The 26264-nt window shown below is 45.9% G+C and carries 28 protein-coding genes and 1 tRNA gene; 13 read left to right on the forward strand and 16 right to left on the reverse strand.

All coding sequences use genetic code 11. The features are described 5' to 3' along the window. The first annotated feature begins 205 nt into the window (after positions 1-205). Positions 206-976 (forward strand): MBL fold metallo-hydrolase, encoded by a 771-nt coding sequence (locus tag HQ865_RS20965; protein ID WP_173416782.1) that lies wholly within the window; start codon positions 206-208, stop codon positions 974-976. 245 nt (positions 977-1221) lie between these two features. On the opposite strand, the gene HQ865_RS20970 is transcribed toward HQ865_RS20965, so the two are convergent. Then, positions 1222-1641, reverse strand: coding sequence for a response regulator (locus HQ865_RS20970; RefSeq protein WP_173416783.1), 420 nt, complete (start codon positions 1639-1641; stop codon positions 1222-1224). A gap of 268 nt (positions 1642-1909) precedes the next feature. Between HQ865_RS20970 and HQ865_RS20975 the strand changes: the two genes are divergently transcribed. The 4 genes from HQ865_RS20975 to HQ865_RS20990 all read left to right on the forward strand — a co-directional run bounded on the left by HQ865_RS20975 (position 1910) and on the right by HQ865_RS20990 (position 3956). Continuing rightward, on the forward strand, positions 1910-2806 hold the full coding sequence (locus HQ865_RS20975; RefSeq protein WP_173416784.1) for a hypothetical protein: 897 nt from the start codon (positions 1910-1912) through the stop codon (positions 2804-2806). A gap of 20 nt (positions 2807-2826) precedes the next feature. Next, positions 2827-3249 carry a hypothetical protein gene (locus tag HQ865_RS20980; RefSeq protein ID WP_173416785.1) on the forward strand — a complete coding sequence of 141 codons (423 nt, stop codon included), beginning with the start codon at positions 2827-2829 and terminating at the stop codon, positions 3247-3249. Positions 3250-3261: 12 nt separating this feature from the next. Further along, positions 3262-3462 carry a helix-turn-helix transcriptional regulator gene (locus tag HQ865_RS20985; RefSeq protein WP_173416786.1) on the forward strand — a complete coding sequence of 67 codons (201 nt, stop codon included), beginning with the start codon at positions 3262-3264 and terminating at the stop codon, positions 3460-3462. A gap of 104 nt (positions 3463-3566) precedes the next feature. Continuing rightward, positions 3567-3956, forward strand: coding sequence for a VOC family protein (locus tag HQ865_RS20990; protein WP_173416787.1), 390 nt, complete (start codon positions 3567-3569; stop codon positions 3954-3956). A gap of 71 nt (positions 3957-4027) precedes the next feature. Here HQ865_RS20990 and HQ865_RS20995 read toward each other — a convergent pair whose 3' ends face one another. Continuing rightward, positions 4028-4876, reverse strand: coding sequence for a patatin-like phospholipase family protein (locus HQ865_RS20995; RefSeq protein ID WP_173416788.1), 849 nt, complete (start codon positions 4874-4876; stop codon positions 4028-4030). 211 nt (positions 4877-5087) lie between these two features. On the opposite strand from HQ865_RS20995, the gene trmD reads away from it, so the two are divergent. Beyond that, positions 5088-5771, forward strand: coding sequence for a tRNA (guanosine(37)-N1)-methyltransferase TrmD (gene trmD, locus HQ865_RS21000; protein WP_173416789.1), 684 nt, complete (start codon positions 5088-5090; stop codon positions 5769-5771). Positions 5772-5934: 163 nt separating this feature from the next. Here the strand turns inward: trmD and HQ865_RS21005 are convergent, their stop codons facing one another. After that, positions 5935-6315, reverse strand: coding sequence for a 3-hydroxyacyl-ACP dehydratase (locus HQ865_RS21005; RefSeq protein WP_173416790.1), 381 nt, complete (start codon positions 6313-6315; stop codon positions 5935-5937). Between the two features lie 33 nt (positions 6316-6348). Here HQ865_RS21005 and HQ865_RS21010 point away from each other — a divergent pair, with 33 nt between their 5' ends. Next, complete coding sequence (locus HQ865_RS21010) at positions 6349-6762, forward strand: lysozyme inhibitor LprI family protein (RefSeq protein ID WP_173416791.1); 414 nt, start codon at positions 6349-6351, stop codon at positions 6760-6762. A gap of 2 nt (positions 6763-6764) precedes the next feature. On the opposite strand, the gene HQ865_RS21015 is transcribed toward HQ865_RS21010, so the two are convergent. The 9 genes from HQ865_RS21015 to namA form a co-directional block, all read right to left on the reverse strand. Then, positions 6765-7832, reverse strand: coding sequence for a beta-ketoacyl synthase chain length factor (locus HQ865_RS21015; RefSeq protein ID WP_202020411.1), 1068 nt, complete (start codon positions 7830-7832; stop codon positions 6765-6767). After that, entirely contained in the window at positions 7829-9040 is a 1212-nt protein-coding gene (locus HQ865_RS21020) for a beta-ketoacyl-[acyl-carrier-protein] synthase family protein (protein WP_237073521.1), read from the reverse strand. The genes HQ865_RS21015 and HQ865_RS21020 overlap by 4 nt, the downstream gene beginning before the upstream one ends. A 109-nt stretch (positions 9041-9149) precedes the next feature. Continuing rightward, entirely contained in the window at positions 9150-9749 is a 600-nt protein-coding gene (locus HQ865_RS21025) for a beta-ketoacyl-[acyl-carrier-protein] synthase family protein (RefSeq protein WP_173416792.1), read from the reverse strand. Then, positions 9749-10894 carry a beta-ketoacyl-[acyl-carrier-protein] synthase family protein gene (locus HQ865_RS21030; RefSeq protein WP_237073524.1) on the reverse strand — a complete coding sequence of 382 codons (1146 nt, stop codon included), beginning with the start codon at positions 10892-10894 and terminating at the stop codon, positions 9749-9751. The genes HQ865_RS21025 and HQ865_RS21030 overlap by 1 nt, the downstream gene beginning before the upstream one ends. 8 nt (positions 10895-10902) lie before the next feature. Then, the gene (locus HQ865_RS21035) at positions 10903-11328 is read right to left on the reverse strand and encodes a 3-hydroxyacyl-ACP dehydratase (protein ID WP_173416793.1); all 426 of its coding nucleotides are present in this window, start codon (positions 11326-11328) and stop codon (positions 10903-10905) included. Positions 11329-11486: 158 nt separating this feature from the next. Continuing rightward, on the reverse strand, positions 11487-12215 hold the full coding sequence (fabG, locus tag HQ865_RS21040; protein ID WP_173416794.1) for a 3-oxoacyl-ACP reductase FabG: 729 nt from the start codon (positions 12213-12215) through the stop codon (positions 11487-11489). A gap of 57 nt (positions 12216-12272) precedes the next feature. Next, positions 12273-13817 (reverse strand): HAL/PAL/TAL family ammonia-lyase, encoded by a 1545-nt coding sequence (locus tag HQ865_RS21045; RefSeq protein WP_173416795.1) that lies wholly within the window; start codon positions 13815-13817, stop codon positions 12273-12275. 527 nt (positions 13818-14344) lie between these two features. Beyond that, on the reverse strand, positions 14345-14764 hold the full coding sequence (locus HQ865_RS21050; RefSeq protein ID WP_173416796.1) for an OsmC family protein: 420 nt from the start codon (positions 14762-14764) through the stop codon (positions 14345-14347). A 48-nt stretch (positions 14765-14812) separates the two neighbouring features. Beyond that, a complete protein-coding gene (namA, locus tag HQ865_RS21055) occupies positions 14813-15886 on the reverse strand; it encodes an NADPH dehydrogenase NamA (protein WP_173416797.1) in 1074 nt (357 codons plus the stop codon). Between the two features lie 273 nt (positions 15887-16159). Here namA and HQ865_RS21060 point away from each other — a divergent pair, with 273 nt between their 5' ends. Beyond that, positions 16160-16513 carry a hypothetical protein gene (locus tag HQ865_RS21060; RefSeq protein WP_173416798.1) on the forward strand — a complete coding sequence of 118 codons (354 nt, stop codon included), beginning with the start codon at positions 16160-16162 and terminating at the stop codon, positions 16511-16513. A gap of 92 nt (positions 16514-16605) precedes the next feature. Here the strand turns inward: HQ865_RS21060 and asnS are convergent, their stop codons facing one another. Beyond that, entirely contained in the window at positions 16606-18045 is a 1440-nt protein-coding gene (gene asnS / locus HQ865_RS21065; protein WP_173416799.1) for an asparagine--tRNA ligase, read from the reverse strand. A gap of 30 nt (positions 18046-18075) precedes the next feature. Further along, positions 18076-18561 carry a hypothetical protein gene (locus tag HQ865_RS21070; protein WP_173416800.1) on the reverse strand — a complete coding sequence of 162 codons (486 nt, stop codon included), beginning with the start codon at positions 18559-18561 and terminating at the stop codon, positions 18076-18078. A gap of 90 nt (positions 18562-18651) precedes the next feature. Between HQ865_RS21070 and HQ865_RS21075 the strand changes: the two genes are divergently transcribed. From HQ865_RS21075 to HQ865_RS21085, 3 genes are all read left to right on the forward strand, one after another. Further along, on the forward strand, positions 18652-19515 hold the full coding sequence (locus HQ865_RS21075; protein WP_173416801.1) for a DMT family transporter: 864 nt from the start codon (positions 18652-18654) through the stop codon (positions 19513-19515). A 111-nt stretch (positions 19516-19626) separates the two neighbouring features. After that, on the forward strand, positions 19627-20577 hold the full coding sequence (locus HQ865_RS21080) for an NAD-dependent epimerase/dehydratase family protein (RefSeq protein WP_173416802.1): 951 nt from the start codon (positions 19627-19629) through the stop codon (positions 20575-20577). Positions 20578-20683: 106 nt separating this feature from the next. Further along, positions 20684-21409, forward strand: coding sequence for a YebC/PmpR family DNA-binding transcriptional regulator (locus HQ865_RS21085; RefSeq protein WP_173416803.1), 726 nt, complete (start codon positions 20684-20686; stop codon positions 21407-21409). Positions 21410-21639: 230 nt separating this feature from the next. Here the strand turns inward: HQ865_RS21085 and HQ865_RS21090 are convergent, their stop codons facing one another. Continuing rightward, positions 21640-23175: an IS1182 family transposase gene (locus HQ865_RS21090; RefSeq protein WP_173412997.1), complete on the reverse strand. Its 1536-nt coding sequence runs from the start codon at positions 23173-23175 to the stop codon at positions 21640-21642. Positions 23176-23506: 331 nt separating this feature from the next. Here HQ865_RS21090 and HQ865_RS21095 point away from each other — a divergent pair, with 331 nt between their 5' ends. Together HQ865_RS21095 and HQ865_RS21100 are read left to right on the forward strand one after the other, a co-directional pair. Beyond that, positions 23507-24907: an IS1182 family transposase gene (locus tag HQ865_RS21095; RefSeq protein WP_173416804.1), complete on the forward strand. Its 1401-nt coding sequence runs from the start codon at positions 23507-23509 to the stop codon at positions 24905-24907. 155 nt (positions 24908-25062) lie between these two features. Further along, complete coding sequence (locus HQ865_RS21100; RefSeq protein WP_173416805.1) at positions 25063-25506, forward strand: hypothetical protein; 444 nt, start codon at positions 25063-25065, stop codon at positions 25504-25506. Positions 25507-26114: 608 nt separating this feature from the next. On the opposite strand, the gene HQ865_RS21105 is transcribed toward HQ865_RS21100, so the two are convergent. Then, a tRNA-Arg gene (locus HQ865_RS21105) sits at positions 26115-26189 on the reverse strand. Positions 26190-26264: the final 75 nt, after the last annotated feature.

Below are 26264 nucleotides of genomic sequence, written 5' to 3' on the forward strand. Positions count from 1 at the left end.
AAAGATTTTCACAAAGATCACAAAGTAAAAAAATCTTACCTTATTTTAAATTATAAAAGCTTTGTGTGCCTTTGTGATTCTCCCTTTGTGTACTTTGTGGTTAATTCGCCACAAAGTATATTTTACCTGTAACTGATGCTTTTCCCATCAGTGGTTAATATCTTTGACCCCAAAATTACATTCAAATATCGGGGAAAACGGCATTATGGAAATTTTTGTATTAGGTGAGGGTTCATATTCGGTTGACGCGACGAAGAAATTTATCCCGTTTGACCCGCAGATGGATAATTATAAAGACCGTCCGGCATCGCTGTTTATCCATGTAAACCCCTTTTTGGTAAAGATGGGTGATGACCTGATCTTACTGGATGCCGGCCTGGGTTATAAGGATACGCGCGACGAATTATGGCTGCACCAGCATATCCGCAACGCCGGTTTCGAGCCAGATGAGGTAACACTGATATTGATGTCGCACCTGCATTATGATCATTCTGGCGGCTTGGTGGTCGAGCAATTGGGCCGCTTTGAACCATCGTTCCCCAATGCACAATACGTGATACAAAAGGGTGAGTGGGAATTTGCCATCGCTGGTAAGTCCTCAAGCTATCACAAGGATATTTTTGAAGTACTGGAGCGGTCTGCCAAACTCACCTTTGTTGAGGGCAGCGGCGAGTTTAAGCCAGGTATGCGTTACGAACTGTCTGGCGGGCACTGCCCTTATCACCAGGTTTGGTGGTTAGATGACGGTCATGATAAATGCTTTTTCGGTGGCGATGAATTGCCCGAACCCGAACAACTGATCCGCCGTTTTATTGCCAAATACGATTACGATGGCCGCAAAGCCATGCAACTGCGCGAGCAATACGGCAAGATAGCCGCCGCCGGGGGCTGGAAATGCCTGTTCTATCATGCTAAATCAAACGCGGTTGGTACCGTGCGCGAAGAGAACGATGGTTTTATTGTAACGCCGGTTTAGCTGGCAGATTTAATGTTGCTACCGATCCCTGCTCCGATAGGAGCAAAATATCGGTAGCAATTCAATAAGGCAATCCACGCGTGCCGTTAGGTACGCTATATTCCGTACCTGACGGCACGGCAAATTCATTTTTACGGTTTTTTCTACCGATATATCACCCCGATGGGGTGCGTGCCTCCTTAAATTAGTTTAAAGAAACGGGATTGTTGCCTGAAATTAAGCGTGTTATCGATTGCACAAACAGATCAAAGCTTTTCGCCTTTTTCAAACAACTCGTTTATCTTTTCGATGTTGAGTGGCTTCGAAACAAAGTCGACCACCAGTGGGTAAGATTTTGCCTTGCTGATATCGTTACTGAAAACTGAAGAAGAGATAATAAAGATCTTGGTTTTGCCACCCGAATCGATCTTCAGGCGTTCGTATTCATCTAAAAACTCCCAGCCGTTCATTATCGGCATATTAATATCCAGCAAAATATAATCCGGTAGTTTAGATGGGTCGGTGGTATAAGTATCCCAAAGCTGATCAATGGCAAAACGCCCGTTAAGGCAGGCTTTAATTTCGGTATTTAAAAGGGCCTTTTTAATCAGCTTAATGCTGATGAAATTATTGATCTCATCGTCATCAACCAATAGTATACTAACAGGGCGGGGATTTAAGTTCATATCACTATGTATACGTTGCTGCAAATTAAAAAGTTTTATTCCCTAAAGTTTTAAATACAAAGCAAAAAAGAAAATGTTTTACTTCTGTATCTAAAAACCCGATATCAAATTTCCCACTCAAAGTTAGTAAAGCGCTACCATAAAATGTGCATCTGTATAGTAAATTGTTCAATTGAATAAAAGAATTATATAAAGTGAAGATTTTTTGTCAAAAATACTTGACTTTTGTAAAGTTTGTTTTACATTTGGTAAATCAAACTTTACAATTATGAAAACACGTTTTCTTTTTCCAGCATTCTTCAGGATAATTGGCTGCCTGATGGCTTTACCGGGCTTTGTTTTGGGCTACCTGGTGGTATATAAAAACTTCGAGATGCCCGGCTTCGGACTAAAAGTGCGCGAGCAAAGCACCTTTTTACAAGGTACATTCGAAAACTTCACCAACGAACTGGCCTTAACGCTGGTCATTGCCGGGCTTATGTTCATCGCTTTTTCGAAAGTGAAAAAGGAGGATGAAATGACCGGCAAGATCAGGCTGAATGCGCTGTACTGGGCTATCCCCGTAAATTATTTGTGGTACGCATTTTTTATAATCCTGTCGGCACTGAATATCCAAGTCAAATCGCCGGCCATCAACACCCTGCTCGATCCTTTTTCAAACGAGGATGGCTATCTGGTATTTAACCTTTTTATGCCGCTGCTAATATTCATCGTGCGGTTTTATTACCTGCTTAGCCGCAATGCTAAGGGGCGCCCCGTTGCCGGGATACACCTGCTGAAACATATGCCATTTAGCGCATTAGGCAAAGGGCTGTCGTTTATAATTACATTGCTGGTTATTATCAGCCAGGTATTTGTTAAGTCGGACCTACTGGAAAGCATGTATTGGTTTTTGCCGCTCACGCTAATGATATGGGTATATGCTAAAGAAAAGGTAGAGGATGAATACATCAATCACCTGCGATTAGACGCTTTGCAAATAGCCGTGTACGCCAATTATGCCATCCTGCTGTTATCAAACTTTATGTTTTATGGGGTAAGCTTTTTGTTGATACAAATATTTAACCTGGCCACTATCCCGTTGATTTTTATCATTCGCTTTCAGTATCGCTTGTACCGCCTGCGCCGCAGCGAAGCAAAAAGCCTGCTCACTTTAAGCTTATAAACCATTAATATCCAAAATCCATGAAAACCCGTTTCCTGTTTCCATATTATTTTAAGTTTATCGGCCTGGCGCTCATTGTTATTGTCCATTTTCCGCTTATACATCTGCTGCAACTGGCGAACATCCGCTTTGATGATAATAACAATGGACTGTTCAGCCATCATCACGTGTTTTTTATCCTGACTTATGTATTTATTCTGGTCAGCCTGCTGATGATCGCCTTTTCTAAAGAGAAGGTGGAGGACGAGCATATTTCGCAATTGCGGCTCGATTCTTTACAATGGGCTTTATACCTGAATTACCTGGTGCTGGTAGTGAGCCTTATATTTACCACCGGGATAGACGCGACAGATGTACTGCGCCTTAACCTGTGGGTGCCGCTGGTGTTCTTTATTATCCGCTTCCGCTGGGTGTTGTATCGTTTAAACCGTTCATTAAACTAAATTTGGCACGTCATGATCAATAACATTCGCGTGGAGCGCGCCATAAAAAACATCACCCAGGCCGAATTAGCAGACCTGGTAAGCGTATCGCGCCAAACCATTAATACTATTGAGAGTAACCGCTACGTACCCTCAACCGTACTGGCCATGAAAATTGCCCGGGTGTTTGGAAAAGCGGTGGAGGAGATATTTACATTGGAGGAAGGGGACTGAAACCCGGTTATTAATACCGAATGGTAAATGATAAATAATGATCGACTTTGTTATTTATTATTTATCATTCGATATTCTAAATTTATCTTAAAAATAAGCGACTTATGAAACAGCCCACCGCCTTTGCTCCTGTGCTTGCCGTTAAGAACGGCACCTACGATATCGATTTCTACAAAAACGCATTCGGCGCGGTAGAGACCATGCGCATTAATAACGACGACGGCAGCATGCACGTGGCCGAATTTATGATAGATGACGCCCTGTTTCACCTGCACGAGATCACGCAGTTTTCCAACACGGTAACACCGCTAAACGCGCATGGCGGTACGGTAACCATTGGTTTATTGGTAGATGATGTGCACGCCGTTTTCGACCGTGCCGTTGCTGCCGGAGCAACCCCTACAATGCCCGTAACCGATTTTGAGTACGGTTGGCGACAAGGCGAATTTATAGACCCATTCGGGCATAAATGGACAATTGAGCGGAAGTTGTAATTAGTCCGGAAGACGGGAAGTCCGCAAGTCCGGAAGATGATCGTGCTTTTTGCGACGGTAAACTTTATTTCTTATTTGTCTTTCGGACTTCCCGTCTTCCGGACTTTCCGACTTCCCTTCAACCCCGCCACCACGCCTTTCAGTATCTCGTTGCCCTTAATGGCTTTCAGGCCCTCTTCGTAACCGATCATATAAATTTCCTCGGCGCAGTCGGTATCGAAAACGCCGTAGCCGCCAAGCCCATGCGGTTCTATTACAATATCGCACAAGCTTTTGTGCGTGTTTAAGCTGGCGTTGATGGCAATCATGGCCGCGCGGTCTATCATATTGCCGAAGGATTTGATCTCAGTAATTACCGGCAGGTGGTTGCACGAGGAACCGATGATGAGATCGCAATTGCCCACCAGCGGCTCAACCGGGAAGTTATTCAGGATGCCGCCATCGATATACATGTGGCCGTTAATTACAATGGGCTTAAATATGCCCGGTAAACAGCAGGAAGCCAATACGGCCAGGTCAAGCTCGCCATCGGTAAAGTAAACCAGCTTGCCCTCGCCCAGATCTACAGCGGCAATGGTGATGCGGGTGTTCAGCTTCTCGAAAGAGTTATGCGGGATATATTGGTTGATTAAAAAGCGGGCTTTTAATATCGACACCAACCCGCCTCCGCTCATTGCCGGGCGCAGCAATTTAAACAGCCGGGCTTCCCGTATCATCTGCAAAAAATCCTGCGGAGCGTAGCCGGCCGCGATAAAAGCCGCGCCGATAGCCCCCGCGCTGGTGCCCGAGATATGCGAAAATTGGATGCCATGATCGGTTAGCGCCTGTATCACCCCCAAATGCGATACGCCACGTATACCCCCGCCCGATAAGGCCAGGCCAATCTTCTTTGGTTTCTGCTGATCTGTATTAACGTCCATATTATTTTTGACGGTTTTAAAGTTAGAAAGTTTACCCGTTTAAACAACTAATTACTTATAGTACGTCATGCCGAACTTGTTTCGGTATCTCATCTGATAAGTCATCATTGTGGTTATCAGACCTGCCTGTGGGATGCGGAAACAAGTTCGGTATGACAGGTTGCTAAAAACTAATCTCTGATCTCTAATCACTAATCTTTACCTTTGCCCCATGCGTTTTGATATCATTACCGTTTTGCCTGGCTTGCTGGAAAGCCCCTTCGCCCATTCTATTTTGCAGCGGGCGCAAAAAAAGGGCCTTGCCGAAATACACGTACATAACCTGCGCGATTACTCCACCAACAAGCATAAAAGTGTGGACGATTACCCTTATGGCGGCGGCAGCGGCATGGTGATGATGATTGAGCCATTCGCAGCCTGTATTGAAAAGCTAAAAGCCGAACGCGATTACGATGAGGTGATATTTTTAACCCCGGATGGTGAGACCCTTAACCAGGGCATTGCCAATCAATTATCCATAAAGCAAAACTTTATTCTGCTGTGCGGGCATTACAAGGGTATCGATCAGCGGATCCGTGACCTGTTTGTTACCCGCGAGATCTCTATTGGAGATTATGTGCTTTCTGGCGGTGAACTACCCGCGGCTATTTTGGTGGATGCTGTTGTGCGACTGATCCCGGGCGTACTATCCGACGAAACCTCGGCCTTGTCAGATTCCTTCCAGGATGATATGCTGGATGCCCCCGTTTACACCCGTCCGGCTGATTGGCGCGGCAATAAGATCCCCGATATACTACTGAGCGGCAATACCCCCGAAATAGAAAAATGGCGCTTTGAACAAGCCCTTGAACGCACCCGCCAGCGCCGGCCCGATCTGCTGGAAAGGGGGGAGTAATTCAATAAATTGTCATACTATAGAGCCGGAAAGGAATGTGCGTGGGCGCGAAAGAGAACTATCTCTTGACCGGAGGGAAAAAATCTTATACGTGCGATGAGTAATGCGCAGACCTATCGCGCGTATAGGAGATTTCTCTCTACGTTCGAAATGACAAGGTATTTTAGGAAAACACCCCCTGCATCTTAAAACTCACCACCCCATTGCTAAGCAACGATGCGTTAACCTGCAAGCCATCATCAATAGCTTTATAAGTTAGCTTCAACTCCAATTCATCAACCATATTGGGGTCAACAGGGGCAATAAACTTCAGGTTAGCGGCTTTTTTTAGTTGATGATCACCCGGCACGGCTTCGGCCAGGATCTCCTTAACCATTTGTAGCATGCATGCCCCCGGCACCACCGGCTGCCCGGGGAAATGCCCGCTGAATATGGTGTGACCAACATTTAATTGCAGCGATACTGTCACTGCATTATCGGCATGGGTTAAGTTAAGAATATGGTAGAAATGATCTTTCAGCATAAATTTAAACGTAGGTTCCACATCTTATATTTGATGAATAAAAGACCTTAGAAAATGAAAGCCATCAAAAATAACTTATCCAAATTTCTTTTCCTGATTTTAATTTCTTTACCTCTGCTTAAGTTGCATGCCCAAAGCCAGCAGGCAATGAATTTGCAGGCTGGCGAACGATATAAAAAGGCCGATAAAGAGTTAAATATGATCTATCAAAAGATACTTAAGGACTATTCATCGAAACCAACTTTCATAAAAAAGTTTGTTATAGCACAACGACTGTGGGTACAACTTAGGGATGCGGAATTGGCTGCCAAGTATCCTGAACCGGGTTTTTATGGGTCGGTTGAACTGATGTGTAAGGCCGCCTACCTGGAAAGCCTTACAAAAGATCGCATTAAGTTTTTAAAAGTGTGGATAGACGGTTTAGAAGAAGGCGATACCTGCATTGGTTCGGTAAAAACAAAGCCATAAGATCAGCATGCCGACACCAGCATCAACGAGTGATATTTGTTTTGATAGCGATTGTAGATCAACACTTTTTTAGGCGCGGTTATTACAACCTCTTTTTCGAACAATACCGCCGGAACAGTCTCCCGGTGGATGATATTTGCCGCCAGCCACAAGGCGAATGACGAAGAAGTCGGGTATTCGCCGCTGAGGTGCTTGTAGTTAACCGCTTCGGTTTGCGCAAATAAGCTGTCTTTTAGTTTATCGTATGGTTCGTCATTTTTAATGTCGCCATTCTTCCCGGTAATCAGCAGATCGATGTCGTCAACAGCTAATCCGTTTTCATTAAGAAATGCCCGGATAGGTTCTGTCGCTTCAAAAGTAATATCGGGGTTATAGAACGTTTTTAGCGCGGTCAGTTCGGCAAGGCATTTGTTGCCGGGTTGGTTGGCCAGTACAAAAAACGCCGCGCCCTCGCTGCCAATAGTGCCCTTCGATTTTTCTTTAAACAACTGAAGATTGCTTACCGGCCAGCGTTTATACAAGCCTAAACGGGTCAGTACCGTAAAGCTGGTGTCAATCATTTCATCAATCCCGCCCACCAAAACGTTTTGGGCTTCCCCCTCATTGATCAGCATCAGGGCATCCAGCAGGGCGTTCTCGAACGATACGCCCTTGTGCACAAAAGTATTATTGTAATTATGGCACTTCAGCATCAGGGCTATCTGCGCGGCCACCGTGTTATGGGTTGATTGGATAAAGGCCGTAGGCGGCAGCATCTCTTCCTGCATCTCGATAATGCGGGTGAGGAAGGTCACCGTATCTTCCATAATACCGAAGGCTGTACCGGTGATAATGGCATCGGGTTGCTCAACATTAGCTTTGTGCAGGCAATCCATAGCAGCGGCTACGCCCATTTTTATCACGTGGCTCATCCGGCGGATCAGCTTCGGGTCGATATAGGTTTTATAGTCGGGTTCGATGGCTTTCAGGCGGGTACCCAGGGATTCAACCACATCGGTTAAAAAGCCCTGGTCGCCAAAAGTATTTTGGGCCGATATAGCGGATGCCGAACGGATATATGCTTTCATCATACTTTCGAAAAAATTAATGATGTGCAATTGCCGCCGAACCCGAACGAGTTAGACATGACGTGATCTGTTGTTTGCCCCTCGCGGAAATGCGTTTCAGGTGGTACAGGCAATTCCTCCATCTGCGTTTTAAAACGCAGGTTGGGGTAAATGATACCATGTTTCACCGCCAGTGCCGAGAACACCGCCTCGATGCCGCCGCTGGCACCCAGTGTATGCCCGGTGAACGATTTGGTAGAACTCATAGCCGGATAATGTGGATCGAACAGGCGGCGGATGGCCGTTCCCTCGGCACTATCGTTATTGGGTGTGCCCGTACCGTGTACATTGATATACTTAATATCCGTTGGCTGTAGTCCAGCTCTCTTTAACGCACCCTGCATGGCCATGTACGAACCTGTTCCATCGGGCGATGATGCCGTTTGGTGATAGGCATCGTTACTGTTATTATAGCCGCTTAGCTGGCAATACATTTCTTTATTTAAGGTTTTAGCCACCGCTTCGGATACCAGCACCACATAGCCAGCTCCCTCGCCCAGGTTAAGCCCCTCGCGGTTCTGGTCGAACGGGCGGCAGAACTCCTTATCCAATATCATCAGCGTATTAAACCCGTTCAAAGTAAATTTAGTAAGCGCATCGGCACCACCGGCCACTACTACATCCAGCAGGCCATTGCGGATCAACCTTGCTCCATAAAACACCGCGTTGGCCGATGAAGAACAGGCGGTGCTAAGCGTGGTCATAAAGCCGGTAATGCCCAACTCGTTGGCCACCGCTTCGGTAATGCTGCCACACTCGTGGTCGTATACGTTACGTAGCTTGCCTTTGCTGTTATCTTTTAAAAAATCGATAAAAAAATCCTCGCTCCTGTCCATACCGCCAACGGTATTGGCCGATACGAAACCGGTACGCCATTGCCCGATATTGGGAATAGCGGCATCGGCCAGGGCCTCACGCGCGGCCAGCAGACTTAATAAGGTGGTGCGACTGGCATCATGATCCAGCCCGGCTTTCTCCACCAGTTCGGCATTAGTCATTTTTACCTCGGCCACCGGCAAGATCCCCTTATGCGCCGAATCGAAATGGGTGATATCGCCCATGCCTGCCTGCTCATTTTTAAACGCGCTGAGATGCTCCTGCACATTGTTGCCAATGGCCGATATTACGCCTGCGCCTGCTATATAAACCGGTGTGTTCATTAATCTCTTCATCACGTCATTGCGAGGAACGAAGCAATCTCTATGCACTAAGGTCGATAATACAAGTCGACTCTGCTAACTTAGAGATTGCTTCGTTCCTCGCAATGACGCGTCTAATTTGTTACTTTATATTTTCAACCGAGAACGCCACCGCGTTCTCCTTTTTAACTTTCTCTACCAAAAACAATTTAGCCTCATATTCCGCCCCCAGCACATCTAACCAGCCACAAATGCAGGCTTGCAGGATATTATGATCAAGCAAATAACCCACCTGCTGCACCAGGAACGCGGCATCGAAATTTGGCTGTACAAAAAAAGCATTTTCTCCTTTAAAATGATGACGGATGCAAATTTCTCCGGCAACAATATTTGGCAGCGTGTATACAAATAGGGATGGACTAGGCACGCCCGCCATACTGGCTTGATAGCGCAGATCCATATCCAGGCTGCTGTTGGCATTCATTAATACGGTGCCTAGCTGTTCGGCGTGATAGTAATTTTTATCAAAACCCTGTAACAAAACCTCGGCGGCCAGCCAGCCCAGCTTACACAGGTTATCCATTTTATGAAATTTGGGATAGCTGTAATGAAAATGCTGGTAGGCCGATAGCAGGAAACTATCCACAGCCGAGGCATCGCCCGTGAACAGCGTTTCGCCATTTTGTACAACACGTTTATTGCTGATGTTGCAGGTGCCGGTGATATATTTTTCTGCTGCCATTACTTGCTCAATATCATTGCCGCGTTGCACCCGCCAAATCCAGATGCTGTTTTCAACGCGCGTTTAACGGTAGTATTAATTATGGATGTAGCCACATTGATGGGTTGGCTTACCCCATTTTCGGCATAACCTAAGCTGGGGAAAATGATGCCTTGCTTAATGGCCTGCGCTGCGATAATAGACTCGATCAGACCCGCAGCGCCCAGCGTGTGGCCGTAATAACCTTTCAAACTATTTACCGGAACGTGTTGTAAACCGGCGTAGTGGATGGCGTTGGCTTCCATCTCGTCGTTATAGTTGGTAGCCGTGCCATGCGTCGATATATAACCCACATCGTGCGCGGTAATGCCGGCATCAAGCAAAGCTTTTTTAATAGCAAAGCCTAATTCGTGCCCAGTGCGCGATGGCCCTGAGATGTGGTTTGCATCGTTACTGATAGCGCCGCTGCTTACTTTTACATCATCGGAGTTTTGCTGGTGGATGGATAATATTACCGTAGCCGCGCCTTCGCCTAAATTAAGACCTGTACGGTCTTTATCAAAGGGTTTGCATATCGTACTGCTTAATGCCTGGAACGATTGAAAACCCGATAATACAAATTTCGATATTACATCAGCCCCAACAACAATGGCATTTTCATACTGCCCGCTTTGTAGCAGGCGCATGCCTGCAAGGATAGCCATTACGCCCGATATGCAGGCATTGGAAATAACGATGGGCGCGTTCTTAAAGCCAAAATAATCGGCCGCTAATTGGGCCGACGTATGCAGGGCGATACGCTTATTCAGTTCACCGGTATGTGGTTGGGTTTCCAGCAGGCTGATATTGCCTTTTGTTGAAGAGACAATTAATATCGTTTTTTCATCAAGGTAACCCGACTTTAAATTTTTTATCGCATCTGCAATAGATGTAATTAATAATGATTCAAATCCTGTATAGCTTTTATCTATATTAAAACTAAGATCGTCAAATAGTGATATATAAATAGATTCTGGATTTATATCCAAATGTTGATGCTTCACTACAGCAGATTCCCCCCTGGCTAAAGCTTCCATATTTTCGGCTGTAGTGCTGCCAATGGGCGACAGGATATTGTCGGCCACAATGAAAACATCGGGGATACTGCCGGGGTTGTTGATGATCATCGCTTGTTTTATTCGTCCGCGTTTAAAAATACCTTCATTTCGCAGCGGGCGCAAAGTTCATTTTTACACCACACCTGCCCCGAAATAACACTTACATTAAACACCTGGTTTTCTATTTTTATTTCGGTGGTTAGATCACTGTCGACAGGCGGTAAAAACAGCACCTCAAAGTCTTTCACCGCGCCGATATAGCCGCCCGCTACCGGCTTATTTTCAAGCGAAGCCAAATAGCCAACCCTTGCCGCAGCAGTTTGGGCGATATTTTCCATCAGGCCTCCCTCGCTGAACATGCCGCCAAACACCATGCAGTTGTCTGCCGCAATGGTAAACTTGCTGCGGGTAGTGGTTTCGTCTGTATAGGTCAGTTCGTCCACCATTACAAATGGCGGTGCCTGGGGTATCAGTTGCAATATATTTTGCGGGGCTAATTGCATTGTCTAAAAACAAAACTCATTGCCGTTGGCTTTAGCCAACGGTGTGTAAAGTAACTAATATGGCTTTAGCCTAAACAGGGCGGGTGTTCGGCTAAAGCCTTGCCTTTTATCTATTGTGATCCGTTGGTTAAAACCAACGGCAATGAAAATAAATATCTTTAAGAATACAAACCGCCATTAACCGACAGCACCTGCCCGGTAATATAACCGGCTTCGGGCGCGGCTAAAAACCCGGCGGCAAAAGCTACCTCTTCCGGTGTGCCAAAACGTTTGGTCGGGATAAGTCCGCGCAGTTCTTTTTCGTCAAGACCCTCGGTCATGTCGGTCTTGATAAAGCCCGGGGCCAGGGCGTTCACGGTGATACCCTGGCGGCCAACTTCCTGCGCCAGCGCCTTGGTAGCCCCAATAACCCCCGACTTAGCCGCCGAATAATTGGTTTGCCCGGCCAAGCCTTTCAATCCCGACAGGGAGACCACGTTAATAATGCGGCCATACTTGCGTTGCAACATGCTGTTCAGCACCAGGCGGGTAACGTAAAAGAAACTGTCGAGGTTGGTTTTCATCACATGTTCCCACTGCTCTTCGGCCATCCAGGCCATCAAGCTGTCATCGCGGATACCGGCGTTATTCACCAATATATCTATATGCATATCTTCGTTGGTGTTTATCCAGTTACCCAGCACATAGCCAATATTGTCTTTATCGGCCACATCAAAAGGCAGCAACTCGCCGTTACCGCCAGCCTCGCGCACAAGGGCTAAGGTTTTTTCGGCCTCGGCAATATTGCTTTTATAGTTAACCAGCACATAGTAGCCCATAGCGGCCATTTTTATACAAATGGCGCGGCCTATGCCACGCGATCCGCCGGTAATTAATGCGCACTTCATATAGCCCCCTCTAAATCTCCCCCAGCAGGGGAGACGTTTTTTATTGGCATTGTTATTTTAAAACGGAATTACCAAACCGGTATTTTCCAAATACTCTTTTACTTTTTTAGCGTCCTTATATTTCGGCAGGTCTTCCACAAATTTCGGGAAGATCTGGCGCACGGCAGCATAAACTTCGTGCGATGCCGACGACAGTTTTTCCTGGCAACCCAGGTAGTCGATAGCCTGCAGGATGGTCATCAGTTGTATGCTCAGCACTTCGAACGAGTTATCGATCACTTTTTTGGTGATGAGCGCCGCGTTGGTGCCCATGCTCACAATGTCCTGGTTATCGTTATTGTTAGGGATGCTGTGTACATACATTGGGAACGATAGTGTTTGGTTCTCGGCCACGGTTGAGGTAGCGGTGAATTGCATGCCCTGCATCCCGAAGTTGAAGCCCAGTACACCCAAATTTACAAACGGCGGGAATTTTTGGTTAAGCTTGCTGTTCAGCAGGTAGTTCAACTGGCGTTCAGACAGCATTGATAATTTGGTGATGGCCGTTTTTAGCTTATCCATTTCCAGCGATACGTAATCGCCATGGAAGTTGCCGCCGTGGAAGATATTCTGGTTCTCGTGGTCTATCACCGGGTTATCGTTAACCGAGTTCAGTTCGTTCTCCAGCACATCCTGCGCGTAGTTAATGGTATCGTATATCGGCCCCAAAACCTGCGTTACGCAGCGCAGCGAATAGTATTCCTGCACCTTATCTTCAAACACTTCCTGATCAAGGTTATCGGGGTTGTATAAATGCTCTGAACGATCACGGATCATTTTACTGTCCTTCAACACCTCACGCATCATCCCGGCTATCTTATTTTGCCCTTTATGGTGTTTTACCACGTTCAGTTCGAACGAGTAATGGTCGTCGAACGCCTGCACCACCTCGTTGATCATGGCCGATAACATCACCGACCAGCTTAACAATTTTCGCGCGCGGATGATGTTCACCAAACCGATACCCGTCATGGCCGAAGTACCGTTGATGATAGCCAAACCCTCACGGATGTGGATATTCAGCGGCTTGATGTTAAGGCGGCTGAAGATATCCATAGTAGGGTGCACTTCGCCCTCAAATATCACTTCCCCTTCGCCAATCAGCACCAGGCCTAAGTGGGCCAGCTGCACCAGATCGCCGCTGGCGCCTACGCCGCCGTGTTCAAAAATGCAGGGGGCAATATCGTTGTTAATTAAGGCTACCAGCAATTCTATCACATCGGTATGCACACCCGAATAGGCCTGCATAAAGCTGTTCAAACGGGCTATCATCAGCGCCTTTACCAAATGCGGGGCCATTAAATTGCTGCTGCCCGAAGCATGGCTGCGTATCAGGTTATATTGCAGTTGCAGGATATTATCTTCGCTCACCTTGTATTGCGCCATTGGCCCAAAACCGGTGTTTATACCATATATCAGTTTGTTTGACGAGAACTGTTTAAGGAAGTTGAAATTGACATCAACCTTTGCAAGCGCTGCACTATCGGCCGCTATTTGTTGCTTGTTGAATACGATCTCGGCAACATCGTTAAGGCTTAGCGCGCTTTGTCCAATTTGTATCACGGGCAGTATTATGTTTTTATTATGGATGATGAATAAGGGCTAAAAGTATAAAAAATGTAGCGGTTTTCAGGGTATTTGTTACACCCTTTCAACTCACTATTTGTCATTGCGAGCGATAGCGCGGCAATCTCGTAGTGAGTAGGTCCATGCGCTTATGAATGTTTGTCTGCTCTTAGCCGCAGGGGCCAAGTTACTTTTTCTTGAAAAAAAGTAACCAAAATTCAAGACAGCGCTAATGCTTCCCTTCCGCACATAGCCTTTGCCCGCATCAGGCAAAACCACGGTACGCAAGAATTTGCCACAGCTCTCGCACCCACGATGCCAACGCTTCGGGCAAATCCGCTTCCCTTTTCCATCACACATAGCCAGCATTGTTTTGCCTGATCTTTCCGGAAGCAAACCGCTGTCGGATCACGGGAGATGGATCTGTGGCAGATACATACGAAACACCAAAAAACAGGGCGCTACGCCATCGCCTATCGCGATGAACATAACGCCCTGCCTCCTATAATGTTTTAACGGTACGCTTATGCGTAGGTTACATTCATGGTGATAGGTACACTTAGCGCTTTAGAGATGATGCAATTAGCTTTAGCGCCTTCGGCAATTTCTTTAAATTTTGCTTCGTCAACACCGTCAATAGCGCTGGCTTTTAGTTCCAGGTGAATGTTGGTGATGCTCAGGGCCTGCATATCCAGGTCAAGGATGGCATCGGTGGTCAGATCGCCGGGGGTGAAGCCTGCTTGAGATAAAGCCGCGCCTACCGCCATGGTGAAGCAACCGGCATGTGCGGCGGCTATCAGTTCTTCGGGGTTGGTGCCAATGCCATCGGCAAAGCGGGTCTTGAATGAATATTGGGTTTTGTTAAGCACGGTGCTTTGTGTGCTGATCTCGCCCTGACCGGCTTGCAGGGTACCGTTCCAATGTGCATTTGCTGTACGTTTCATGGTGTGTTGTTTTTGTTGATGTATGATTTGAAAAATTATGTTCTTTACTCATGCCCATTTAGCCCGTTCGTATTGTACCGGCCATTTAATATCGTAACCCAGCTCGTTAGCCGCGCGCAGCGGGAAATGTGGGTCACGCAGCATCTCGCGGGCAAATATAATTAGATCGGCTTGTTCTGCTTGCAGGATATCTTCGGCCTGCCATGCTTCGGTAATTAAACCTACGGCACCGGTAGCTATATCGGCACCATGCTTCACCTCTTCGGCAAATGGCACCTGGTAACCCGGGCCGACAGGTATCTTAGTGCCGGCCGCATTGCCGCCGGTAGAGCAATCTATTAGGTCCACCCCTTTTTGCTTCAGCAATTTAGCCAATTCTACCGAATCTTCAACCGACCAGCCACCCTCAACCCACTCGGTGGCCGAGAGGCGAACGAACAACGGCAATTCATCTGGCCAAACCTGTTTTACTTCATCGATGATCTCTAACAGTAAACGAACGCGGTTTTCAAATTCACCGCCATATTCATCGGTGCGTTGATTGCTTAATGGCGATAGGAATTGGTTAATTAAATAGCCATGCGCGCCGTGCAACTCTATCAGTTTAAAACCGGCTTTCAACGCCCGGGTAGTGGCAGCTTTAAAATCAGCCTTTACTTTTTCAATGCCTGCTTTATCCAGTTCAACAGGTGCTTCTTCGGATGTGGTAAAAGATATAGCGCTTGGCGCTACGCTCATCCAGCCGTTTGGTTGATCGGACGGTATTTGTTTGCTGCCATTCCAGGGTTCGGCATGACTGGCTTTACGACCAGCATGGGCCAACTGTATACCCGCTACGGCACCTTGCTCATGAATAAAATCGGTTATCTCTTTTAGCTTTTCGATGTGCTCATCTTTATAAATGCCCAGATCGGCATAAGATATACGGCCCTCAGGCGATACGGCAGTAGCTTCGGTAATGATCAATCCAGCACCACCGGTAGCCATAGCGCCCAAATGCACTAAATGCCAGTTGTTGGCAAAACCATCGGTGCTGGAATATTGGCACATGGGCGATACTACAATGCGGTTGCGTAGCTTAACGGATTTTATTTGGTAGGATGTGAATAGTAGCGGCGTCATGCGTCAAATGTAAGATTGTAACCTATAAGCGCTGGTTATCGTTTTGTCAAAATAAGGTTAATATGTGATTATGATATTAAGCGGACAAAAATGTATTTCATTTAGGATAGCTGAAGATGGTATTTAAAGCCCTTTATTAGTTTTAGCTGTCAAAAAAACTAACTGATAGTCAGGTGATAAGCAATAAATTTAATTTGGGGGCTTTACCTTTTGGCATGATAATGGTCTATTATTTAAACAAGTTTGAAAATAACAGACTAAAACTAAAAGGTTATGAAAACGATAAAAACAATATTAGCAGCCCTGGTTTTAACCGTAGGTTCGCTTACCATAGCAAATGCGCAAACCCGTTTCCATGTAAGTGTGAACACACCTGGTGTACATGTGAGCGCTGGCAATTATGTTCCATATCATCGTGTGTATTACAGCGAGCCGGTGGTATACAGCCCCCCGGTAGTGTACCGCGAGCCTGTTGTTTATCACCGTTATTACAGCCGCCCGGTGGTGTACCACAGGTATTATAGCCGCCCGGTAGTGTACCGCAGCTACGACAGGTACGATCGCCGCGACTTTTATCGTCATGATAACGGTCGTCATTTAGGTCAATGGAAACACGGCCGCCACTAATATAAAAATTATACAAAAACAAAACGCCCCGAATTATCGGGGCGTTTTGTTTTTGTATAATCAAGATAATCCTAAAATCCTTAAAACAAGGTCTAAAACTCCGCGTTCTTCGGGAACCTTGGGAAAGGTATCACATCCCTGATGTTACCCATACCGGTAACAAACAGCACCAAACGCTCGAAACCTAAGCCGAAACCCGCGTGCGGGCAAGTGCCGAAGCGGCGGGTATCCAGGTACCACCACAGTTCATCCTTAGGGATACCCAGTTCGTCCATACGTTGTTCCAGTCTATCTAAACGTTCCTCACGTTGCGAACCGCCTACTATTTCGCCAATGCCGGGAAACAGGATATCCATAGCGGCCACGGTTTTGCCGTCCTCGTTCTGGCGCATGTAGAATGATTTGATCTCTTTCGGGTAATCGGTCAGGATCACCGGTTTTTTAAAGTGCTTTTCAACCAGGTAACGTTCGTGTTCCGATTGCAGGTCGGCGCCCCAGCCTTCTATCAAGTACTGGAACTTTTTCTTTTTATTGTGCGATGAATCGCGCAGGATATCGATAGCCTCGGTATAAGTGATACGCATAAAGTCGTTATCCAAACAAAATTGCAGCTTATCCAGCAGGCTCATTTCAGAGCGTTCGTTCTGCGGCTTTTGCTTTTCTTCATCAGCCAGGCGCTGGCTTAAAAACTCCAGGTCTTCCTTGTTTTTATCCAAAGCATAGCTGATCACGTATTTCAGCATCCCCTCGGCCAAATCGGCGTTATCCTGCAGATCGTAAAAAGCCATTTCCGGCTCTATCATCCAAAACTCGGCCAGGTGGCGGGTGGTGTTAGAGTTTTCGGCACGGAAAGTTGGGCCGAAGGTATAGATATCGCTCAGGGCCATCGCACCAAGCTCACCTTCTAACTGACCTGATACTGTTAAGTTAGTAGAGCGGCCGAAGAAATCTTGTTTGTAATCGATCTCGCCGGTTTCTGTCCTTGGGATATTGTTCAGGTCGAAGTTGGTGACGTGGAAAGTCTCGCCCGCGCCTTCGGCATCGCTTGCGGTAATAACCGGGGTGTGCAGGTAAACAAAACCTTTCTCCTGTAAAAACTGGTGGATAGCGAACGACAGCGTATTCCGCACACGGAATATCGCCCCAAAAGTATTGGTACGGAAACGCAGGTGTGCCTTTTCACGCAAAAACTCCAAACTCGGGCGGTTTTTTAATTGCAGCGGATAAGCGTCCGGATCACAATCGCCCAGTACCTCGATAGTGGTCGCGGGTATCTCTACCGATTGTCCCTGGCCTAACGATACGGTTAAAATACCGGTAACGCTGATGGCCGCGCCAACAGTAATACGTTTTAGCAGGGTAGGGTCGGTGTTCTCAAAATCAACAACTATCTGGATGTTATTATTGGTAGAACCATCATTTAAAGCGATAAACCTATTTTGACGGAAGGCGCGTACCCATCCCTTAACAGTTACTTCGGTACCGGTTTGTGTGCCGGTCAACAGTGCTTTAATTTTAGTTCTCGAACTCATTATAAAAATATTTTGAGCCCAAAAATACAATTATTTAGCTAACTGTATTTTGAAAGTTCCGCTGTTGAAGCCAAAATTTATCGGATATGCCTGGTTATCCCAATATCGCGACGATTTTATAAAGTTCATTACAAAATCTCCCGTAATGGTTTTGCTGTCTTGTTCATAGGTGTGGATGTTCAATACGCTTTCGTTGCCGGGTTCGGCAATGTACTCCACCACTACCGCGTCGCCGCCAATTGTTTTGTAATATTTTAATTGCTGGCCGGTAAGCACGTATCTACCCGTGCCATTAAACTTTATCCTTACCAACAAATTCTCTTCTTTGCCTTGCCCCACCAGCGTAAGCGAATCGTTAATAACCTGTGCCAGCGGTGCTGTAAGGTCCCATTCAGTGATGCCGCTTTTTACATGAATGAAGTTGGCGGTTGGCGGTGTACAGCACATTCGTTTGTTACATGAGCCAACTATTAAGCCGATTATTACGATAATGCTTAGGCGTAATTTATTTTTCATAACATGCGTTTAATTAGCGTTACGTGTAATGCCGTTAAGATGCTACTAATTGATCAAATTAAAAAATAATGGCCTAAGTTTGCCCGGAATATGAATCCCAAACTTAGTCTCGTCATCGGCATTATCTGCATCGCGTTCTCGGCCATATTTGTAAAGCTGGCCGGGGTGGCGCCGGTTACGGCGGCGTTTTACCGTATTGCTATTGCCTGGGCGCTGCTGCTGCCCTGGTGCCTCATCAAGCGTAAAACCATTATTGCCCGTACCGATATGTGGATAGCGCTGCTGGCCGGCGTGGTCTTCGCTTCGGATGTGGCGGTATGGAATATGTCGATACTAAAGATCAGCGCTACGGTATCAACCCTGCTGGCTAACCTGGCCCCGGTTTGGGTGGGCTTGATCAGTTTTATCTTCCTGCGCAAGCGTTCGGGCCTGCCATTTTGGGCGGGTACGGCGGTAGCTATTTTAGGCATGCTGATACTGGTAGGTTACCAGGATTTGGTTGGTTTGCAATTTAATATCGGTATACCGCTGGCCATAGCCGCCAGCATTTTATACGCTATTTATATCCTGCTTACTAAAAATGTATTGCAGCGCACCGATACCCTCACCTTTATGTTTTACAATATGCTGGGCGCGGCGGTATTTTTGCTGCTGGTTAATTTAATACAGGGCGCTCCGCTAACTAATTTCCCGGCTGCTACCTGGGGCTATTTTATCGGGATGGGTTTAATATGCCAGCTTGCGGGATGGATCACCATTAACTATGCCATCAGCCTTTTGCCGGCTACTAAAACATCGGTAGCCTTGCTGGGGCAAACGGTGGTAACGGCTTTAATAGCGGCGATAATGCTGCACGAAAAATTGCAGGTGAAAGAGATAGTTGGATGTATGGTAGTATTGGCCGGTATTGCTATTACATTTATTAAAAAAGCCGACGGTGTAACAACCGGATAATTGTAGTTTTGACGGGTATTTAAGTTCGAATAAATACCATCTTACGGCCCCGTTACCTTTTGCACTTCCGGACTTTCTTCTACCTTTGTCCATCAAAATCGGGACAAACAAATGAGCGAAAAAATATTGGTAATTGGTGCCAACGGACAAATAGGCACCGAATTGGTTAACACCCTCCGAACGATTCACGGAGCGGCACAGGTTATTGCTTCAGACATTAACGACCCGGCTTATGCCATTCGCAATAGCGGGCCGTTTGAGTTTGTGAACGTGCTGGATAAGGATAACCTGCACCATATTTTTGATAAACACCGCCCTACCCAGGTTTACCTGCTTGCCGCCATCCTATCGGCCGTGGGTGAACAAAAACCCAAAATGGCCTGGGATCTGAACATGACCGGCCTGATCCAGGTGCTTGATCTCGCGGTAGAGTTTAACGTAGCTAAAGTTTTCTGGCCAAGCAGTATCGCTGTTTTCGGGCCGCACTCGCCACAGTATAATACGCCGCAATATTGTGTGATGGATCCTAACACGGTTTACGGTTTCAGCAAGCTGGCCGGCGAACGCTGGTGCGAATATTACCATGCTAAACACGGGCTTGATGTGCGCAGTTTGCGTTACCCGGGCCTCATCGGCTGGCGTGCAAACCCGGGCGGCGGCACTACCGATTACGCCGTACATATTTTTCACGAAGCGCTGAAAACCGGTAAGTATCAAAGCTTCCTGTCATCTGAAACAGCCCTGCCAATGATGTATATGGACGATGCCATCCGTGCCACGCTATCCCTGATGGATGCCCCGGCCGATCAATTGACCATTCGCAGCAGTTATAACCTGGCTGGCTTGAGTTTTACCCCGTGCCAGCTGGCTAATGAAATTAAAAACCACTTGCCGGGTTTCGAGATAAGTTATGCCGATAACGACCCGCGCCAGGCTATCGCCGACAGCTGGCCAAAATCGATAGACGATAGCCAGGCCACCGCCGACTGGGGCTGGAAACTGGAATACGATCTGCCAAAAATGGTAGCCGATATGCTGGTGAACCTGAAGAACGTTATTTAAGTGAAAAGCAGAAAGGTTAAAGCCAAAGGCTTTATACCGAACAAATAGTATATTTGCGGTTGCATGGGCCATGATCAATGAACCATCAACCATGAACTAAAGAAAAATGGGAAGAGCATTCGAATTCCGTAAAGAGAGAAAGTTTAAGCGCTGGGCCAAAATGGCGGTGCAGTTTACCCGTTTGGGTAAGGAAATTGTAATGGCGGTTAAAGCCGGCGGCGGCGACCCGACCACCAACTCGCGCCTGCGCACAGCCGTGCAGAACGCCAAGGCTGTTAACATGCCTAAAGATCGTGTAGAGGCGGCCATAAAACGCGCTACCAACCGCGACGAGAAAGATTACGAAGAACTGGTATACGAAGGTTACGCGCCGCATGGCGTGGCTGTATTGGTAGAGACCGCTACCGATAACACCAACCGTACCGTTGCCAACGTACGCAGCTATTTTACCAAAGTAGGCGGCGCGCTGGGCAAAACCGGTTCGCTTGATTTTATATTTACCCGCAAGGCGGTATTCACCTTCGAGCCGGGCGAGCGCGACCTGGAAGAACTGGAGTTTGAACTGATAGACGCCGGCCTGGAAGACCTGTTTGTGGAAGCCGACGAGAACGGTAACGATATTGCCGTTATCCACACCGCTTTTGAAGATTTTGGCAAAATGCAGAAAATGCTGGAAGAACTTGGTATCGAAACCAAATCGGCCAAGCTGGAGCGTATCCCGCAATCGTTCCACGAAGTGAGCGAAGACCAGGTGGCCGATATCATGAAACTGATAGACAAACTGGAAGAGGACGACGATGTGCAGGCTGTTTACCATAACATGGCCGAGTAAGCACAGCATCGAACCAAATAGACTCCTCGTCCTGAAATAAGGTAATTATCTTTTAAATTCTTTCAGGACAAGACACATAGAAAAACAAAGAGGAGGCCGTATCATAAATCAAATGATGCGGTCTTTATTTTTTTAGCCTAATAGCTGAATTTGGTATTGAGTTTCTATGGAATTTTTTGAGGGGGAGGGGGTAGCTTTCTTGGGCGAACCTGAGTGGTAAAACGACTCATTTAAGCCGCTTTTTTCCTTAGATTTTGTGCGATTGCAACTAAACCCCATTCTATTTCTACTTTTTCCTTGCCGCGGAGCATAAACCGTTTAAAGCCATGGTTCTGCTTAATATTACCAAATACAGGTTCTACATCAAAGCAGCGTTTCTTTCGCCGTTGTATGCCTTCTTCACTGTTTAACAGCTCGTGCGCCTTTTGTTTCAGGCGGTTCAGGTTTTCATTGATTTCAATGATCCGATTCCCTTTTGATTTATGGCAAATACCGTTCAGCGGACAGTTAGCGCAGTTAACTGCCTGGTATCTTTTTACCGTTTGTTCAAACTCCGTGCTTGTTTTTCTTTTACTTGTTCCGATGAAATTCATTTGCTGGCCCATCGGGCAGATGTAACAATCTTTCTCCTGGTTGTAAAAAAGCTTATTTGCTGCAAAAGGGTGCTTGTTGTTGTGATTCTCATTTTGTTCCTTATCGAACATCCCATACTTTACAAAGGCGATTGTTCCTTTTTGTTCCAACCGCGTGTAGTTCTCCTCGGAGCCATATCCGGCATCGGCTGTAAGCACTTGCGGTGCTTTGCCAAAGCTGACTTCATGCTGCGCTAAATGAGCACTTAATGTATTGGTGTCTGTGGTGTTGGAGTGAATGGTGTAATTGACAATGAACTGGTTGGATGTGGATATCTGAACATTATACCCCGGTTTTAACTGGCCGTTTTTCATGTGGTCTTCCTTCATCCGCATGAATGTGGCATCCGTATCGGTCTTGGAATAGCTGTTGCGTTCACCCAGCAGAGCTTCCTGCTGCTCATAGCGGGCAATGGCCTGCGGGTAATGTTTGCTGATATACCGCAGCTTGCTTTTGACCTGTTTGGAAACATCCTCACGCGAGGAAAGCTTCTCATTGAGTTTATCTACTGCGGCATTGACCTTTTCACTGTCAATAACAGTAAAGTCAGGCGGATCAGGCAGCCTGTCTTCTTCTTTTGCTACGCTTTGGGCATAGTCCCATATCTCTGACAGCTGCTTTTTCATCTTTTCCTTATTGGTCTGAATCGCTTTCTTCCAGACAAAGGTATACCGGTTTGCATTCGCCTCTATCTTTGTCCCGTCCGTATTCACTTCTTCAATACTGAGCAGGCCTTCCTCTGCCAAAAGTTTCACCACATCTTCGAACACATCACGCAGCGCATGCTTCAAACGTACGCCCCGGAAACGGTTGATCGTATTATGATCAGGATAGTTCATCGAACTCAGCCACATCAGGTAAACGCTTTCCCGGCAGGCTGCTGCCAGCTTTCGGCTGGAGTAGGTGTTGGTTACATACCCATATACCAGCACCTTTAACAACATTTGCGGGTGATAGCTTGAACTCCCGCGGATATGATAAGCTTTCAGCAATGGTTCCAGATAGAGCCTGTCGATCACATCGTTAACTACACGCACCGGGTGCGATGCCGGAACTAATTCGTCAAGTGTCGGAGGAATAGCCATCAACTGCCGTTGCTGGTAGGGCTTGAATACAGGTCTTTTAGAGGACATACTACGCTACTTTCGATACATAAATATATGAAAATCAGATTATTATATCAAATAAATACCCCTCTTTATTCCAATAAATTATGCACAAATAAAAAAGAGGCCATACCATGATTTATGATACAGCCTCCTCCCATGTAGAGCGAACAGGCGAAATGTCGAACTTTTTGGATGACCTTAAAGCCATCCATGATTTCAAACAAATCGGCACCCTCAATAATATTCATCAAACCAGTCTCTCCGCTACCGCAAGCGTCCTCGTGGCTGTTGCACAACTAACGGATATTTTTTGGATAATATTATGTTAAGATATTGTTTTTTAGTATCTTAACGCATGCAAGGGAAGAAACATTATCAGGAGAAGTTTTTCACTAACTTTCAATTATCCGACCGTGTTCCGGCTGACAATATTTATAGAAAACTAAAGGATATTTTAGATCTGCGTTTTCTATATGAGGCGACAGCGAAGTATTACGGAAAAGACGGGCAGAAAAGTATAGACCCGGTCGTTTTCTTCAAGTTGTTACTTGTCGGTTACCTGGAGAACCAGCCCAGCGACAGGCGTATAGTCAATATGGCTGCTATGAGACTGGATATCCTTTACTTTATCGGATATGATATTGATGAGGAACTGCCATGGCATTCTACATTAAGCCGAACACGCCAGCTTTACGATGAGGACGTATTTAATACCTTGTTCAAACAGGTATTAAAGCAGTGTATTGATAAAGGTATGTTAACAGGAAAAAGGCAGGCTGTTGACAGCGTATATGTTAAGGCCAATGCGGCAATGGATAGCATCAGGGAAAAAGCCATCATGGATGATGCCGTGGACTTTACCCGTCAACTGAAGGAAGAGGACAGCAGCGATGACAGGCCCGACAGGCCTGAAAAACCTACGAACACAGCCCCAAAGCGTAATAATGCAACCCGTGCCAGCACGACCGATCCTGATGCGCGAATGTCTGTAAAACCCGGTAAAATAACCCGTTTGAATTACCTGGGGCAGCTTAGTGTAGATACCGGCAGTTATATCATTACAAGCATCGGTGCATTTCATGCGGACAAGAAGGACAGCCAGTGCCTTGAGGCGGTGCTTGACAAGATAGACAGCAATATAAAAGGATATGGATTAACGACCGAAGAGATCATTGCAGACGCTAATTACAGTAGCTCATCCGCATTGGAAACCCTAATCTCAAGGGGAATCACCGGATATATCCCTAACACCGGCACTTATAAACAGGAGCGTACCGGGTTTACCTATGATGAGGATAACGACCGTTACCTTTGCGATCAGGGCAACGCGCTAAAGTTCATTGGATATAAGGAGCACCACGGTATATCAAAGACTTATATGAGTAAACGATCCGACTGTAAGAACTGTCCTGCTCGCAAAACATGCATTGGTAAGGCATCCTATAAAACGCTGACCAATTCTTTGAAAAGGCCATTGTTCGATGAAATGCATAAACGGATGAGCGAGTCTTATGGCAGGCAAATGATGATTGTGCGTCAAAGTACAGTCGAGCCTGTCATTGGAAACCTTATCGAATACCTTGGTATGCGGAAAGTTAACACTATCGGGATCAAACTGGCTAATAAGTGTATGATAATGGCTGGTATCGCTTACAATCTTAAAAAGCTCCTGAAATATGGAATTAATGGTTCATGGCAGGCATTAATAATGCTTTATGGTAAGCCGGATTATAGTATAGCAAACATTATTACTTAAAATTGATCATGGCTTGCTACAAGCCATGATCTTAAAATATCAATGCAATAAGCTCGTTGTGCAACAGCCACGGGGACGCTTGCGCCAGCGGGGGGGGGAGACATTGTGCCTATGTGTAATAATTGCAAAGTAATGTTAGAGAAGAAATAAATAAAATGATTACAGAAATTGAACAAGAAACATCAGATTTTGATTGGTTTTTTACAAATGGGATCAATGTTGGCTGCGTGTCATCGGGTGGAGGAAGATTACCTTTAACAATATCTAGATCATGGGAGAATTTTGAATTTATGGCTGATTTCTTTCGTGATTTACCGCCCAATAGTGATTTTATTATTAACCCACAACTGAAGGAAATTAGGCGGAATCTAAAAATAACAGACAGATATTTTAGCAGTTTTATATATCTGGCTGAAAGAGGAATCTTTACTTACGACAAAACAATATTGAACAATTTCGAGGACACCAACTATCATTTAGTCACTGCACCAGTGCAGCCAATAATGCTGAACGAACTACCTCGAAATATTTCAGATATTATATTAAAAACAGAAACTACTGATCTCCATAAAATTCATATTCGATCTATGATTTTTTAGACCAGCTCTTCTTAGTCGGTAATGTATCAAAATAGTTGGTAGTTATTTAGCTGTTTGAAAATCAACGCTATCGCTTTGATGGCATATTTAAATTTCTTAAAAGCGGGTGATACTAAGGTATCATGCGTTCAGGCCTAGCCAAGTGTTGGGCTTTTTTATTTCAGTCGGAGGGTAAACCGATAATTTCTCCGCGTTAGGGATAGGAGTGGATACCGGCCAATGTGGCTAAGGCCTGCAGGGGCATGAACGGATAGCCTGGGCCGGAGGCAACGCCCCAATTAAGGCCCTAAGTATGACGCATTGCGCTTTCTCAAATAAGCAACATTATTCACATACTATTGAACAAATAAAAAGCCTAAATAATAGTTAGATTTAATTCGACCTTTTCCAGTTGATATACTTTGGAGGCTTAATCAAGCTTATTACTCATTTCGTAACGACCTAGTGAAAAATAAAACCAGTTAACAAGACCGGTTTAAATTGATAATAAATTAAATACTCAGCACCGAAACTGTTCTAAGTCGTCCGAAAAGGTTCGATTTAATCTACCCCTATAATCTCCCCTGAAAACGAAAAAAGCCAATAATCATGAGTAATTATTGACTTTTTGGTAGCCCCGACGGGAATCGAACCCATATCTAAAGTTTAGGAAACTTCTATTCTATCCGTTGAACTACAGGGCCATGTTGAATGTGCAATTGAGCGGATGTGCAGATCTGCAAATTCTTATACAGTGTGCAAAGGTGCAAATTATCGGC

Source organism: Mucilaginibacter mali, from assembly GCF_013283875.1.
In the GTDB taxonomy this organism is placed as follows: Bacteria; Bacteroidota; Bacteroidia; order Sphingobacteriales; family Sphingobacteriaceae; genus Mucilaginibacter; species Mucilaginibacter mali.

What these genes read in the sequence shown, in the direction of transcription:
- HQ865_RS20990 (WP_173416787.1), top strand. Translation starts at nt 3,567, where the DNA reads ATGAAACAGCCCACCGCCTTTGCTCCTGTGCTTGCCGTTAAGAACGGC.
- HQ865_RS20980 (WP_173416785.1), top strand. Translation starts at nt 2,827, where the DNA reads ATGAAAACCCGTTTCCTGTTTCCATATTATTTTAAGTTTATCGGCCTG.
- HQ865_RS21020 (WP_237073521.1), bottom strand. Translation starts at nt 9,040, where the DNA reads ATGAAGAGATTAATGAACACACCGGTTTATATAGCAGGCGCAGGCGTA.
- HQ865_RS20985 (WP_173416786.1), top strand. Translation starts at nt 3,262, where the DNA reads ATGATCAATAACATTCGCGTGGAGCGCGCCATAAAAAACATCACCCAG.
- HQ865_RS20970 (WP_173416783.1), bottom strand. Translation starts at nt 1,641, where the DNA reads ATGAACTTAAATCCCCGCCCTGTTAGTATACTATTGGTTGATGACGAT.
- HQ865_RS21070 (WP_173416800.1), bottom strand. Translation starts at nt 18,561, where the DNA reads ATGAAAAATAAATTACGCCTAAGCATTATCGTAATAATCGGCTTAATA.
- namA (WP_173416797.1), bottom strand. Translation starts at nt 15,886, where the DNA reads ATGACGCCGCTACTATTCACATCCTACCAAATAAAATCCGTTAAGCTA.
- fabG (WP_173416794.1), bottom strand. Translation starts at nt 12,215, where the DNA reads ATGAAGTGCGCATTAATTACCGGCGGATCGCGTGGCATAGGCCGCGCC.
- HQ865_RS20995 (WP_173416788.1), bottom strand. Translation starts at nt 4,876, where the DNA reads ATGGACGTTAATACAGATCAGCAGAAACCAAAGAAGATTGGCCTGGCC.
- HQ865_RS21075 (WP_173416801.1), top strand. Translation starts at nt 18,652, where the DNA reads ATGAATCCCAAACTTAGTCTCGTCATCGGCATTATCTGCATCGCGTTC.
- HQ865_RS21080 (WP_173416802.1), top strand. Translation starts at nt 19,627, where the DNA reads ATGAGCGAAAAAATATTGGTAATTGGTGCCAACGGACAAATAGGCACC.
- HQ865_RS21085 (WP_173416803.1), top strand. Translation starts at nt 20,684, where the DNA reads ATGGGAAGAGCATTCGAATTCCGTAAAGAGAGAAAGTTTAAGCGCTGG.
- HQ865_RS21095 (WP_173416804.1), top strand. Translation starts at nt 23,507, where the DNA reads ATGCAAGGGAAGAAACATTATCAGGAGAAGTTTTTCACTAACTTTCAA.
- HQ865_RS21015 (WP_202020411.1), bottom strand. Translation starts at nt 7,832, where the DNA reads ATGATGAAAGCATATATCCGTTCGGCATCCGCTATATCGGCCCAAAAT.
- HQ865_RS20975 (WP_173416784.1), top strand. Translation starts at nt 1,910, where the DNA reads ATGAAAACACGTTTTCTTTTTCCAGCATTCTTCAGGATAATTGGCTGC.
- HQ865_RS21030 (WP_237073524.1), bottom strand. Translation starts at nt 10,894, where the DNA reads ATGATCATCAACAACCCCGGCAGTATCCCCGATGTTTTCATTGTGGCC.
- HQ865_RS21010 (WP_173416791.1), top strand. Translation starts at nt 6,349, where the DNA reads ATGAAAGCCATCAAAAATAACTTATCCAAATTTCTTTTCCTGATTTTA.
- asnS (WP_173416799.1), bottom strand. Translation starts at nt 18,045, where the DNA reads ATGAGTTCGAGAACTAAAATTAAAGCACTGTTGACCGGCACACAAACC.
- HQ865_RS21035 (WP_173416793.1), bottom strand. Translation starts at nt 11,328, where the DNA reads ATGCAATTAGCCCCGCAAAATATATTGCAACTGATACCCCAGGCACCG.
- trmD (WP_173416789.1), top strand. Translation starts at nt 5,088, where the DNA reads ATGCGTTTTGATATCATTACCGTTTTGCCTGGCTTGCTGGAAAGCCCC.
- HQ865_RS21050 (WP_173416796.1), bottom strand. Translation starts at nt 14,764, where the DNA reads ATGAAACGTACAGCAAATGCACATTGGAACGGTACCCTGCAAGCCGGT.
- HQ865_RS21025 (WP_173416792.1), bottom strand. Translation starts at nt 9,749, where the DNA reads ATGGCAGCAGAAAAATATATCACCGGCACCTGCAACATCAGCAATAAA.
- HQ865_RS21090 (WP_173412997.1), bottom strand. Translation starts at nt 23,175, where the DNA reads ATGTCCTCTAAAAGACCTGTATTCAAGCCCTACCAGCAACGGCAGTTG.
- HQ865_RS21100 (WP_173416805.1), top strand. Translation starts at nt 25,063, where the DNA reads ATGATTACAGAAATTGAACAAGAAACATCAGATTTTGATTGGTTTTTT.
- HQ865_RS21060 (WP_173416798.1), top strand. Translation starts at nt 16,160, where the DNA reads ATGAAAACGATAAAAACAATATTAGCAGCCCTGGTTTTAACCGTAGGT.
- HQ865_RS20965 (WP_173416782.1), top strand. Translation starts at nt 206, where the DNA reads ATGGAAATTTTTGTATTAGGTGAGGGTTCATATTCGGTTGACGCGACG.